This window comes from Actinomadura sp. ATCC 39365 (assembly GCF_054392275.1).
Genome location: NZ_CP184335.1, coordinates 1,880,161 through 1,892,165, shown reverse-complemented (window position 1 = coordinate 1,892,165; position 12,005 = coordinate 1,880,161). Strand labels below are relative to the sequence as shown.

Genomic DNA, 12,005 nt, shown 5'->3' with positions numbered 1-12,005 from the left:
GGAGTCGCGGGATGGCTGTCAAGGCTCCCGGAAGAGGACTCGAACCCCTACAAAGTGGACCAAAACCACTTGTCCTGCCGATTAGACGATCCGGGACGGACCGGACGCCGTGGCGTCCGACACACAGCCCCTACGATACCGAGCCCGCACGGGCGTATGCGCCCTCAATTCTCTCCCACATCTCCAGTGGCCGTGAATACCGGGGACACGCAGGGGTAGTCGGCGCGCTGACCGTATAACAGACCACCCCAAATGCCGCAAGGCACGAAACCCACTCACCTGGGCGAGCCGACCGTCAGCTAAGTGACATCCACAACTTAGGGCTTCCTTACTTACGATGGCGTAGGTTACGGTGGCGTAGCCTGGACATTCATCCTCATACATGTCGTTGGAGGTAGCCCATGACCGTTCTCGCCGAGCGTTCCTCCCCCGCCCCGAAGCCCGACTTCGAACCCGAACCGAAATCCAGGGCAGAGATCATCACGTTCGCGCTCGTGGTCGGACTGCCCCTGGTCGCGCTCGCGGCGGCGGTGCCCCTGGCCTGGGGATGGGGACTCGGCTGGACGGACATCGCCATCGCCTTCGTCTTCTACGTCGTCTCCGGGCTCGGCGTCACCGTCGGGTTCCACCGCTACTTCACGCACGGCTCGTTCAAGGCCAAGCGGCCGCTGAAGATCGCGATGGGCATCGCGGGCAGCCTGTCGCTGGAGATGTCCGTGCTCGACTGGGTGGCCACGCACCGCAAGCACCACAAGTTCTCCGACAAGGAGGGCGACCCGCACTCGCCGTGGCGCTTCGGCCCCGGCTTCAAGTCCATGTCCAAGGGCCTGCTGTACGCCCACATGGGCTGGCTGTTCGAGAGCGAGCGCACCAACCGCGAGAAGTACGCCCCCGACCTGTGCAAGGACGAGGACATCCAGAAGCTGCACAAGTGGTTCCCCACGCTGGCCCTCGTCTCCATCCTGCTGCCCGGCGTGCTCGGCCTGCTGCTGACCTGGTCCTGGCAGGGCGGCCTGACCGCGCTGTTCTGGGGCTCGCTGATCCGCATCGGCCTGCTGCACCACGTGACCTGGTCGATCAACTCGATCTGCCACGTCTTCGGCGAGGAGTCCTTCCAGACGCGTGACAAGTCGCGCAACGTCTGGTGGCTGGCCATCCCGTCGTTCGGCGAGTCCTGGCACAACCTGCACCACTCCGACCCCACCTGTGCCCGGCACGGCGCGCTCAAGGGCCAGATCGATCTCAGCGCCGGCACGATCCGCCTCTTCGAACGGGCGGGCTGGGTGTCCGACGTGCGCTGGCCGACGCCAGAACGCCTGGCGGCGAAGCGCATTGCCTGACGAGAATCAGCCGATGAACGGCCATTCGTCCGTGGCCGTCATTATGGAACCCGTGACCGAACCCCGATCTCGCAGGCGCATGTCCGGTAGAGAGCGCAGAGAGCAGCTGATCCGGATCAGCCGCACGCTGTTCGCCGAGAAGGGGTTCGACGGGACCTCCATAGAGGAGATAGCCGCCACCGCGCAGGTGTCGAAACCCGTGGTGTACGAGCATTTCGGCGGCAAGGAAGGCGTCTACGCGGTCGTCGTCGACCGCGAGATGCAGAAGCTGCTCGGCATGATCACCTCGGCCCTCGCCGCCTCCCACTCCCTCATCAAGCTGGAGCGGGCCGCCCTGGCCCTGCTCCAGTACATCGAGGAGAGCAGCGAGGGCTTCCGCATCCTGGTGCGCGACTCGCACGCGGCCTCGGGCACGGGCACGTTCGCGAGCCTGATCAGCGAGATCGCCAGCCAGGTCGAGGACGTCCTGGCCGACGAGTTCGCCGGCCGGGGCTACGACCCCAAGCTCGCCCCGATGTACGCCCAGATGCTGGTCGGCATGGTCGCGCTGACCGGCCAGTGGTGGCTGGACGTGCGCAAGCCGGGCCGCGAGGAGGTCGCCGCGCACCTGGTGAACCTGGCCTGGAACGGCCTGACCGGCCTGAACCCGAGCCCGGCGATCTCGGTGGCCACCCGCAACCAGGCCGCCGCCGCCGCCAAGCCGCGCGTCAGCGACAAGGATCTGCGCGACTTCGAGAAGGCGCGCGAGAAGGAGCTCAAGGAAGCCGAGAAGCTCCGCCAGCGAGAGTTGCGTGATGCGGAGAAAGCCAGGGTACGAGAGTTGAAGGAGCGCGAGCGGCTGCTGAAGGAGGCGGAGAAGGCCCGCGAGCGCGAGGAGAAGATCCGTCAGCGGGAGGCCAGGCTCGCCGAGCGCGCCGCACGCCTGGAGCAGGCCGACCAGCCAGAGTGAGTTCGTTGCGGCTACGTTAACGTTCCGTTCAACCAATCGGGGCAATATAGGCCATATGTCCGCGGAACCGCTGCAATCGGGAAACGACCTGCTCCTGCCACAGGAGCGGTTCCTCAACCGCGAGGAAAGCTGGCTCCAGTTCAACGAGCGCGTCCTCGAACTGGCCGAGGACCCGTCGGTCCCCCTGCTCGAACGGGTGCGCTTCCTGGCCATCTTCGCCAGCAACCTCGACGAGTTCTTCCGCGTACGGGTGGCCGGCCTCAAGCGGCGCATGGCCACCGGCCTGCTGCTGCGCACCAAGAGCGGGCTGAAGCCGCGCGAGGAGCTGGCCCGGATCGCCACGATCGCCGACTCCCTGGCCAAGCGGCACGCCGCCGCCTTCCACGACCGGGTCTGCCCCCAGCTCGCGACCGAGGGCATCGAGATCGTCCGGTGGGACGACCTGGGCCGCGAGGAGCGCACGGAGCTGCGCAAGCTGTTCAGGGAGCGGATCAGGCCCGTGCTGACGCCGCTGGCGGTCGACCCGGCCCACCCGTTCCCCTACATCTCCGGGCTCAGCCTCAACCTGGCCGTGCTGGTGCGCAACCCGATCACCGACCACACCGTCTTCGCGCGGGTGAAGGTGCCCTCGCAGCTCCCCCGGTTCGTGCCGGCGTCGAAGGACCGGTTCGTGCCGATGGAGGACGTCATCGCGGCGCACCTCGGCCAGCTCTTCAAGGGCATGGAGATCCTCCAGCACCACGTCTTCCGCGTCACCAGGAACGAAGACCTCGACGTCGACGAGGACGTCACCGAGAACCTCATGCAGGCGCTGGAGAAGGAGCTGCTCAAGCGGCGGTTCGGGCCGCCCGTGCGGCTGGAGGTCGAGGACACGATCACGCCGGAGGTGCTGGCGCCGCTCATCGAGGAGCTGGAGCTGGCCCCGCACGAGATCTACCGGCTGCCCGGCCCGCTCGACCTGACCGGCCTGCACGCCATCGCCGACCTCGACCGCGGCGAGCTGAGCTACCGCCCGTTCGTGCCGGCCGAGGTGATCAACGCCGAGGACGACCTCTTCTCCACCCTGCGCGAGCGCGACGTGCTGCTGCACCACCCGTACGACTCGTTCGCGACCAGCGTGCAGCGTTTCATCGAGGTGGCCGCGGCCGACCCCCGGGTGCTGGCGATCAAGCAGACCCTCTACCGGACCAGCGGCGAGTCGCCCATCGTCGACGCGCTGATCGACGCGGCCGAGGCGGGCAAGCAGGTCGTCGTGGTCGTGGAGATCAAGGCCCGCTTCGACGAGCACGCCAACATCTCCTGGGCCAGGAAGCTGGAGCGGGCCGGCTGCCACGTGGTCTACGGCGTGGTCGGCCTGAAGACCCACTGCAAGCTGGCCCTCGTCGTACGGCAGGAGCCCTCGGGCGAGCTGCGCCGCTACTGCCACATCGGCACCGGCAACTACAACCCCAAGACGGCCCGCCAGTACGAGGACTTCGGCCTGCTCACCGCCGACCCGCTGGTGGGCGAGGATGTCACCGACCTGTTCATCCACCTGACCGGCTACTCCAACCACTCGGCCTACCGCCGGCTGCTGGTCGCGCCGCACTCGATGCGCAGCGGCCTGCTGGCCAGGATCGACCGGGAGATCGCCCACCAGCAGGCGGGCCGCCCGGCGCGGATCAGGATCAAGACGAACTCGCTGGTGGACGAGCCGATCATCGACGCGCTCTACCGGGCGTCCAGGGCGGGGGTGCCGGTGGACCTGTGGGTGCGCGGTATCTGCATCCTTCGCCCAGGAATCCCCAATTTGTCAGAAAATATCCGCGTAAGGTCGGTTTTGGGGCGCTTTTTGGAGCACTCCCGCGTGTACGAGTTCGGCCTCGGCAGACGTCCCGAGGTGTGGATCGGCAGCGCCGACCTGATGCGCAGGAACCTCGACCGCCGGGTCGAGGCCCTGGTCAAGGTGACCTCCCAGCAGCACAAGGCGTACCTGATCGAGCTGATGGACCTGGCCATGGCAGACACCACGAACGCGTGGTGGCTCAACTCCGACGGCACCTGGATCCGCCACCAGGGCGAGGACCTGCAGAGCCATCTCGTCGGAACCAGGCGATGGAGGACCGTTGACGACTGACCTGCTCCGGGCCGCCGGGGCCGTGGTCTGGAGGGGCGCGGAGAGCAGCCCCGAGGTCGCGGTGATCCACCGCCCGCGCTACGACGACTGGACCTTCCCCAAGGGCAAGCTGGAGAGCGGCGAACACGTCATCGCCGCCGCCCTGCGCGAGGTCGCCGAGGAGACCAGCCTGACGGTCGTCCTGGGGCGCGCCCTGCCGCCGATCCACTACCTCAGCGGCGGCCGGCTCAAGCGCGTCGACTACTGGACGGCGCGGGTCACCTCCGACGCCGGCTTCGAGCCGGGCGACGAGGTCGACGGGCTGCGCTGGCTGCCCGTCGACCGGGCTCGCGAGCTGCTGACCTACGAGTGGGACGCCGGGCTGCTGCGCGCCCTGGCCGCCGCGCCGCTGGCGACCGTGCCGCTGGTGCTCGTCCGGCACGCCACGGCCGGGTCCAGGAGCCGGTGGGAAGGCGACGACGCGCTGCGCCCACTGGACGACCACGGCGGCTCCCAGGCCGCCGCCCTGGCCACCGCGCTGCCCGCGTACCGGCCCGAGCTGCTGGTCAGCTCGCCCAGTCGGCGGTGCGTCCAGACGCTGGAGCCGTACGGGACCGAGATCAGGACCGAGCCGCTGCTCAGCGAGGAGGGCCAGGATCCGCACAAGACGCCGGACCTGGTCGGCGACCTCGCCGTGCCCGCCGCCGTGTGCAGCCACGGCAAGGTCCTGCCGCACCTGATCCACGCGCTGAGCGGCAAGGACGTGCACCTGCGCAAGGGCGCGTTCGCGGTGCTGCACCGGGTCGGCGGGCACGTCGTCGGCGTGGAGCGCTACGCGACCTGACGGCTCACCAGGTGACCGGCAGCCGGGCGAAGCCCTGGGTGATCCTGCCCTCGTTGCGCGGCAGCTCGGCGACGGGGACGGCCAGGCGCAGGCCGGGGAACCGCTGGAAGAGCCGGCTGAACACCGCCTCCAGCTCCACCCTGGCCAGGCTCGCGCCGATGCAGAACCGCGGGCCGTACCCGAAGGCGAGATGCGGGTCGGCCGGAGGACGTCCGATGACGAAGGTGTCGGGATCGGGATAGACGTCTTCGTCCCGGTTCGCCACGCCGGTGTTGAGGACGACGGCCTCGCCGCGGCGGATCGTGCGGCCGTCGATCTCGATGTCCTCGTGGGCGTACCTGGGCAGGCCGTGCAGGCTCGGCACGGCCATGCGCAGGATCTCCTCGACCGCGGCGGGCGCGAGCCCGGGGTCCGACCGCAGCAGGGCGAGCTGGTCGGGGTTGGCCAGCAGCAGGAGCACGCCGTGGTCGATGCGGTTGACCGTGGTCTCGTGCCCGGCGAACAGCAGGCCGGCGGCCAGCTCGGCGATCTTGCCGTCGTCGTCCAGCTCGTTCGCCAGGTCCGACAGGACGTCCTCGACCGGTTCGTGCCGTTTGCGGGCGATCAGCCCGGCCATGTAGGCGCTGAGCTCGGCCCGTGCCGCCTCGCCGGCCGCCTCGTCCTGGAGGTCGGCCATGCGTGCCGACACGCCGCTGAAGTACTCCCTGTCCTCGTACGGGACGCCGAGCAGCCGGCAGATGACCAGCACGGGCAGCGGGAAGGAGAGCTCGGCGTGCAGGTCGGCCGGCCGCGTCAGCCCGGCCAGGCGGTCCAGCCGCTCCTCGACCAGGGAGCCGACCTCGTCGGCGAGCCGCCTCATCCGGCGGGCCGAGAAGGAGGGGGCGAACAGCTTGCGCAGGCGCTCGTGGTCGGCCTTCTCGGTGGCGGCCTCGCCCTGCGGCCCGCCGAGCAGGGCCGAGTTCGACACGCGCGGCGCCCGCTCGGGCTCGGGGTGGGAACGTCCCAGCCGGCTGTCGGTGAACAGCCTGCGTGCCTGTTCGTAGCCGGTGACCAGCCAGACCTCGTCGCCCACCGAGGTGCGCACCCGCGCGATGCCCTCCTTCGCCCGCAGCTCCCGGTAGGCCGCCGGAACGTCGAGGGGGTCGCTGCGCGCGAAGGGAATTGCCGGAAGGTTCGTCATAGAACCTTCTTAACCGCCTTCACGGTTTCCGCCCAGACTCTGGGGAAATCGGCCTCGGCGCGTTCGGCGGTGTTGCGTTCGATCCCGATCAGCAGCCCGTACGTGAAGGTGTCCTCGCCCGCCTGCCGGGCGCCCTCGGCCTCCTTGGCCAGCGTCTCCTGGGCGACCACGCCGTCCCGGTGCGCCCCCAGCACCTCCTGGACGTTCTCGGCCAGCTCGGCCAGCCTGGCCATGCCCTTGCCGAGGGTGGGTTCGAGCGCCTCGGCGGTGTATCGAGCACGTTTGGCCGCCTTGCGGACGTCGTGCAGGGCGATCTCGCGGCGTCCGGCGTCCTCGGTGGCCTGGGCGGCCTCGTACGCCCTGGTCACGCGGTCCCAGCCGGCGGAGGCGAGGGCGGTGAGCTTGTCCTTCGCCGGCTTGGCGGCGGCCCTGCCCAGCTCGGGGGTGGCGATCAGGGCGTCGAGGGCGTCCAGGAGGGTGTAGTAGCGGGCGCCGCTGAGTGCGTCCTTGATGCGCTCGTACGCCTCCTGCTCGCGTACGCGCAGGTCCGCGCCGAGGCGGGTCTGGATGGGGCCGGTGACCAGCTCGGGGGCGAGGCCGGACAGCTCGCCGGCGAACCTGGCCCTGATCACCTCCAGGTCGCGGGCCTCGCCGAGCACCGTGCCGAGCCAGCGCAGCTCCTCCTGCACCTGCTCCGTGCCGGTCACCACCGACTTGAACGCCTTGAGCGCGCTGCGCAGCCTGCGCGAGGCCACCCGCATCTGGTGGACGGCGTCCTCCTCGGCCCTGCGCACCCGCGGATCCTGGCTGAGAAGGGCGGCGACCTGGCTCGACAGGTAGTCGATGACGGTCTCGCCCGCCGTGCCGGGCTCGGTGGCGACCCTGGCGGGCGGGGCGGGTTCGAGGAGCCGGGCGAGCTTGCTGGCGCTGCCCGCCGGGCTCGCCCCCGCCTTGCGCAGCCGCTTGCCGACCTTGGCCAGCAGGTCCCGCCGGTCCTCGGCCAGCAGCTCGGCCTCGACCTCACGCCACCGCAGCACCCTGCCGTCCCGGTGGACGGTGCCCTTCACCCGGTCGTCGGCGATCTCGACCAGCCGGGTGTCGCCGTCGTGCAGCAGGGTGACGCTGCGGCGGGTGTCGAGCTCGGCCACGACCTGGAGCTCCGCGCCCCGGGCGTAGGCCCGGACGAGCTCGGCCAGCTCCGGCGGCACGACCTTGGTGCTGCGGGTGAGCGGGCACGTGATCTCCTGGCGCACGCCCCTGGCCTTGGGCAGCTTCAGGTGCCAGCCCGCGTCGTCGCCGCCGCGCCTGCGTCTGAGCGTGACGCCGCGCGCGGCCAGCCGCAGATCGGCCGTGTCGTAGTAGAGCGCCACAAGCTGATGGCCGCGCGGGCCCGTGACCTGGGCCAGACTGCTCAGGTCCGGGATCGCGTAGTCGGTTGGAACGTCGAACTTGTCCTCGATCTCGATGCCCACTGCACCTCACAAGTGTCCGATTTCGGACCATGATGCCACCTGCAGGTGAACATCACACGGCCTGCAGGAGCTCGATCCGGTTGCCCACGGGGTCCGTCACGTAGATCCGGCGGTAGCCAGGGAAGAGGTCGTCGGGCACCGCGCCGGGGATCTTGGCCGCGTAGGCGTCGAGGTCCTCGACCAGGAACGCCGGGTGGGCCTTGCGTGCGGGCCTGAAGTCGTCCTCGATGCCGAGGTGGATCTCCACGCCGTCGCCGCGGAACCAGGCGCCCCCGCGTTTGGCCAGCTCAGGCGGTTTGGGGACCTCGCTCAGGCCGAGCACGTCGCCGTAGAAGGCACGCAGTTCGGGCTCGCTGCCCTTGGGCGCGGCAAGCTGGACGTGGTGCAGGGCTTTGATCGTCATCTCTGGGCCTCCGGGAGCTATTTCTGGGCCACCACGAAGATGCGACGGAAGGGGAAGGGGGTGCCGTAGCTCCTGGCCGGGTAGGCCTCGGCGAGCGGCCCGGCCAGGTCGGCCTTGAACCGCCGCTGCTCGGCAGGGTCGAGCCGGTCGAAGATCGGGCGCAGGGCCGTGCCGGAGACCCAGTCGAGGACCGGGTTCTCGCCCTGGAGCAGGTGCACGTACGTGGTCTCCCAGGCGTCCACCTGGCAGCCGCCGTCGTTGAGGAAGTCGAGATACTGGACCGGGTCGTCCACCGGGTTGTTCCTGTTGAGGTCGCTGAGCCGGTCGGACCAGGCGCGGGAGGCGCACAGCTCGCGGATCGCGACGTGGCTCGGGGCGTCGAAGTTGCCCGGCACCTGGAAGGCCAGCCAGCCGCCGGGAGCCAGCTCCTCCAGCCAGTGTTCGAGCACGCCGTGGTGGGAGGGCACCCACTGCAGGACGGCGTTGGAGACGATCACGTCCATGGGGCGGTCCGGGTGCCAGGTGTCGACGTCGGCCACGGCGAAATGCACCCGGCTGGTGAGCTGGCGGGCCTTGGTGATCATCGCGGGCGAGGCGTCGAAGCCCTCGACGGTGGCGCCAGGCCAGCGTTCGGCCAGCATGACGGTGAGTTCGCCGCTGCCGCAGCCCGCGTCCACGACATAATCGGGAGCCACCGCACCGACTCTGGATATCAGCTCGATGAACGGCCGCGACCGCTCGTCGGCGTAGACGGCGTACGTCACCGGGTCCCAGATATCTCTTGACATAGAGATAATTGATATCGAGAGAGATATCTCGATGTCAAGACAGTAGACTCTGTGTCATGACGCCACAGGATGACGAGGTCGACCGGCTGGTCGCGGCATGGCGGATCGAGCGGCCCGATCTCGACGTCGAGCCCCTCCAGGTCCTCTCCAGGGTGTCACGGCTGGCCAAACATCTCGACCGCGCCAGGCGGGCGGCGTTCGCCGAACATGATCTGGAGCCTTGGGAGTTCGACGTGCTCACCGCGTTGCGGCGGGCCGGGAAGCCGTACGAGCTGAGCCCCGGGGCCCTGTTGCGGGCCACACTGGTGACGTCCGGGACCATGACCAACCGCATCGACCGGCTCGCGCAGGCGGGCCTGGTGCGGCGGCGGCCCGACCCCGAGGACCGGCGCGGCGTGCTGGTGTCGCTGACGGACACGGGGGTGGCGCGGGTGGACGCGGCGTTCGCCGACCTGCTCCGGCGTGAGCGCGACCTGCTCTCCGGCCTCCCACCCGCCGACCAGCGCTCCCTCGCCGCCCTCCTCCGCCTGCTCCTCGCCCCCTTCGACTCCCCTCAGTAACCCCTCGACGAGGTCATGCACGCTCTGCCGCGGGCAGCGCCGCACCTCAGGACGGGATGGGCGGGCACTCGAGGACCTCGATCGAGTTCCCCGGCATCAACGCGATATGAGGGTGGTCACTGAAGAGCCGCGCCGCGGCCTCATGTGTCTCGGCCTCCACGATCGCGTATCCGGTCTTCGAGTCAGTGAAGTCCTCGACGCCCTGGGCCGTCACCAACTTCTTGCGAAAGAGCGGCGCCCCGGGATCGACCAGGGCGTGCTCGTTCTTCTGGGCCCACACCGCCCAGGCGTTCATGAACTCACTCTGCTGCTGCTCGGTGAACTTCGCCTTGTCAGCCTCGTCGGCCGCGCCGTTCAGGACAGCGAGAAACTTCCCCATGGCCGGAGGCTAGCCCACGAAGGTTCTGGAGCGTCGCAGAGCCAGCACGTCGGCCGCCGCCTTGCGACCCGCACCGGCGACGGATCCGGGCCGGCCCGCCGACGCCGTCTCTCCAGCTGCCGTCGAACCGGCGCGCACCCTCGCGTGCGAGGGTTCGGCGCCGGTCAGTCGCCGAGGCGGTCGGCCACTTCGAGCCATTCCGCCTCGACGGTGTCCTTCTGGGCCAGGACGTCGCGGAGCTGGGCGTCGAGGGAGCCCAGCTTGGCGTAGTCGCTGGCGGCTTCGGCCATGGATGCGTGGAGGCGGGCCTCCTGGTCGCCGAGCTTGTCGAGCTGGCGTTCCAGGCGGTTGAGTTCCTTGCGGAGCTCGCGTTCCTCCTTGGCCGACAGCCCGGTCTCCGCCTGCGTGGCGGACGAGGCCGCGGCAGGGGCCGGAGCGCCGGATGCCGGGGCAGGAGCGCTGCCGATACGGGCGGTCACGGCCGTGCCGGCGCTGCGGCGTTCGAGGTATTCGTCGACCCCGCCCGGCAGCAGCGCGAGCTTGCCGTCACCCAGCAGCGCCACGCACCGGTCGGTCACCCGCTCCAGGAAGTAGCGGTCGTGACTCACCAGCACCAGCGTGCCCGGCCAGCCGTCCAGCAGGTCTTCGAGCTCGTTGAGCGTCTCGATGTCGAGGTCGTTGGTGGGCTCGTCGAGGAGCAGCACGTTGGGATCGTCCATCAGCAGGCGCAGCAGCTGCAGCCGCCGCCGCTCGCCGCCGGACAGGTCGCCGATGACCTTCCACTGCGCGTCGCCCTTGAAGCCCAGACGCTCCAGCAACTGGGACGCCGTCCACTCCCGCTTGCCCAGCTGGAGGTACTTGCGGATCTCCTCCACCGACTCCAGCACCCGCCGCGACGGGTCGAGCTCGGTCAGCTCCTGGGACAGATGCGCCAGGCGGACGGTCTTGCCGCGGATCACCCGGCCCGAGTCCGGCTGGACGCCGTCGGCGAGCAACCGCAGCACCGACGACTTGCCTGACCCGTTGACGCCGATCAGGCCGATCCGGTCGCCCGGCCCGAACTGCCACGTGCAGTGATCGAGCACCAGCGGCCCGTCGCCGGGGCCGCCCGCGTGCAGGGTGACGTCTTCCAGGTCGTAGACGGTCTTGCCGAGCCTGGCCGCGGCGAACCGCATCAGCTCGACGGTCTCCCGCGCCGGCGGCTCGTTCGCGATCAGGGCCTGCGCGGCGTCGATCCGGAACTTCGGCTTGGACGTGCGGGCGGGCGGACCGCGACGCAGCCAGGCGATCTCCTTGCGCATGAGGTTCTGGCGACGGTCCTCGGCGGCCTGGGCGATGCGCGCACGCTCGGCCTTGGCCAGCACGTACGCGGCGTAGCCGCCCTCGTAGCGCTCGACCCGGCCGTCGACGACCTCCCACGTGCGGGTGGAGACGGCGTCGAGGAACCAGCGGTCGTGGGTCACGACCAGCAGGGCGCTCTTCCTGGCCGCCAGGTGGGCGGCGAGCCAGGCGATCGCCTCGATGTCGAGGTGGTTGGTGGGCTCGTCGAGCATGACCAGGTCGTGGTCGTCGATGAGCAGACGGGCCAGCGCCGTACGCCGGCGCTCGCCGCCGGACAGCGCGGCGGCCTTGGCGCTGAGGTCGAGGTCGCCGATCAGGTTCGCCAGGATCTCGCGGACCTGCTGGTCACCTGCCCATTCATGCTCGGCCCTGTCCCCCAGGACGAGCTGGCTCACGGTTGCCTCGGGGTCGAGGGTGTCCTGCTGGGACAGCAGCCCGACCCGCAGCCCGCGCGTGTGGGTGACCCGGCCGCTGTCGGGACGAACGTCACCGGCGATGACCGACATCAGGGTCGTCTTACCGCCCCCGTTGCGGCCGACGACGCCGATGCGCTCCCCGGCCTCGATGCCCAGGGAGACGTCGCTGAGGAGCGGCTTGGGCCCGTAGGCGTGGGAGACCGACTCAAGGTTGACCAGATTCATGACGTGTCCAGGG

At 69.9% G+C, this 12,005-nt stretch carries 11 protein-coding genes and 1 tRNA gene; 5 read left to right on the top strand and 7 right to left on the bottom strand.

What is annotated here, in order from left to right; translation table 11 throughout:
- Positions 1-24 precede the first annotated feature (24 nt).
- A tRNA-Gln gene (locus tag ACNF49_RS09650) sits at positions 25-96 on the bottom strand.
- Positions 97-401: 305 nt separating this feature from the next.
- Here ACNF49_RS09650 and ACNF49_RS09645 point away from each other — a divergent pair.
- The 4 genes from ACNF49_RS09645 to ACNF49_RS09630 are packed head-to-tail and all read left to right on the top strand — an operon-like array spanning position 402 to position 5,228.
- Entirely contained in the window at positions 402-1,340 is a 939-nt protein-coding gene (locus tag ACNF49_RS09645; RefSeq protein ID WP_482943475.1) for an acyl-CoA desaturase, read from the top strand.
- 43 nt (positions 1,341-1,383) lie between these two features.
- Positions 1,384-2,289 (top strand): TetR/AcrR family transcriptional regulator, encoded by a 906-nt coding sequence (locus tag ACNF49_RS09640; RefSeq protein WP_482945503.1) that lies wholly within the window; start codon positions 1,384-1,386, stop codon positions 2,287-2,289.
- 55 nt (positions 2,290-2,344) lie between these two features.
- The gene (locus ACNF49_RS09635; RefSeq protein WP_482943474.1) at positions 2,345-4,405 is read left to right on the top strand and encodes an RNA degradosome polyphosphate kinase; all 2,061 of its coding nucleotides are present in this window, start codon (positions 2,345-2,347) and stop codon (positions 4,403-4,405) included.
- A complete protein-coding gene (locus tag ACNF49_RS09630) occupies positions 4,395-5,228 on the top strand; it encodes an NUDIX hydrolase (protein WP_482943473.1) in 834 nt (277 codons plus the stop codon). The genes ACNF49_RS09635 and ACNF49_RS09630 overlap by 11 nt, the downstream gene beginning before the upstream one ends.
- A gap of 4 nt (positions 5,229-5,232) precedes the next feature.
- Here ACNF49_RS09630 and ACNF49_RS09625 read toward each other — a convergent pair whose 3' ends face one another.
- From ACNF49_RS09625 to ACNF49_RS09610, 4 genes are read right to left on the bottom strand one after another with little or no spacing between them, the layout of a single operon-like run.
- Entirely contained in the window at positions 5,233-6,408 is a 1,176-nt protein-coding gene (locus ACNF49_RS09625) for a cytochrome P450 (protein ID WP_482943472.1), read from the bottom strand.
- Complete coding sequence (locus ACNF49_RS09620; RefSeq protein ID WP_482943471.1) at positions 6,405-7,880, bottom strand: CYTH and CHAD domain-containing protein; 1,476 nt, start codon at positions 7,878-7,880, stop codon at positions 6,405-6,407. The genes ACNF49_RS09625 and ACNF49_RS09620 overlap by 4 nt, the downstream gene beginning before the upstream one ends.
- Before the next feature lie 52 nt (positions 7,881-7,932).
- Positions 7,933-8,283 (bottom strand): VOC family protein, encoded by a 351-nt coding sequence (locus ACNF49_RS09615; protein WP_357974837.1) that lies wholly within the window; start codon positions 8,281-8,283, stop codon positions 7,933-7,935.
- A gap of 17 nt (positions 8,284-8,300) precedes the next feature.
- On the bottom strand, positions 8,301-9,071 hold the full coding sequence (locus tag ACNF49_RS09610; protein ID WP_357974840.1) for a trans-aconitate 2-methyltransferase: 771 nt from the start codon (positions 9,069-9,071) through the stop codon (positions 8,301-8,303).
- Between the two features lie 56 nt (positions 9,072-9,127).
- Between ACNF49_RS09610 and ACNF49_RS09605 the strand changes: the two genes are divergently transcribed.
- Positions 9,128-9,631 carry a MarR family winged helix-turn-helix transcriptional regulator gene (locus ACNF49_RS09605; protein WP_357974843.1) on the top strand — a complete coding sequence of 168 codons (504 nt, stop codon included), beginning with the start codon at positions 9,128-9,130 and terminating at the stop codon, positions 9,629-9,631.
- Between the two features lie 46 nt (positions 9,632-9,677).
- Here the strand turns inward: ACNF49_RS09605 and ACNF49_RS09600 are convergent, their stop codons facing one another.
- A complete protein-coding gene (locus ACNF49_RS09600) occupies positions 9,678-10,010 on the bottom strand; it encodes a YciI family protein (protein WP_482943470.1) in 333 nt (110 codons plus the stop codon).
- 164 nt (positions 10,011-10,174) lie between these two features.
- Positions 10,175-11,992, bottom strand: a complete 1,818-nt coding sequence (locus ACNF49_RS09595) for an ABC-F family ATP-binding cassette domain-containing protein (RefSeq protein ID WP_482943469.1) — start codon at positions 11,990-11,992, stop codon at positions 10,175-10,177.
- Between the last annotated feature and the right edge of the window lie 13 nt (positions 11,993-12,005).

Excerpts from the sequence above, each read along its gene's own strand:
- ACNF49_RS09610 (WP_357974840.1), bottom strand. The coding sequence starts at position 9,071 with ATGTCAAGAGATATCTGGGACCCGGTGACGTACGCCGTCTACGCCGAC.
- ACNF49_RS09640 (WP_482945503.1), top strand. The coding sequence starts at position 1,384 with ATGGAACCCGTGACCGAACCCCGATCTCGCAGGCGCATGTCCGGTAGA.
- ACNF49_RS09605 (WP_357974843.1), top strand. The coding sequence starts at position 9,128 with ATGACGCCACAGGATGACGAGGTCGACCGGCTGGTCGCGGCATGGCGG.
- ACNF49_RS09600 (WP_482943470.1), bottom strand. The coding sequence starts at position 10,010 with ATGGGGAAGTTTCTCGCTGTCCTGAACGGCGCGGCCGACGAGGCTGAC.
- ACNF49_RS09635 (WP_482943474.1), top strand. The coding sequence starts at position 2,345 with ATGTCCGCGGAACCGCTGCAATCGGGAAACGACCTGCTCCTGCCACAG.
- ACNF49_RS09615 (WP_357974837.1), bottom strand. The coding sequence starts at position 8,283 with ATGACGATCAAAGCCCTGCACCACGTCCAGCTTGCCGCGCCCAAGGGC.
- ACNF49_RS09595 (WP_482943469.1), bottom strand. The coding sequence starts at position 11,992 with ATGAATCTGGTCAACCTTGAGTCGGTCTCCCACGCCTACGGGCCCAAG.
- ACNF49_RS09625 (WP_482943472.1), bottom strand. The coding sequence starts at position 6,408 with ATGACGAACCTTCCGGCAATTCCCTTCGCGCGCAGCGACCCCCTCGAC.
- ACNF49_RS09645 (WP_482943475.1), top strand. The coding sequence starts at position 402 with ATGACCGTTCTCGCCGAGCGTTCCTCCCCCGCCCCGAAGCCCGACTTC.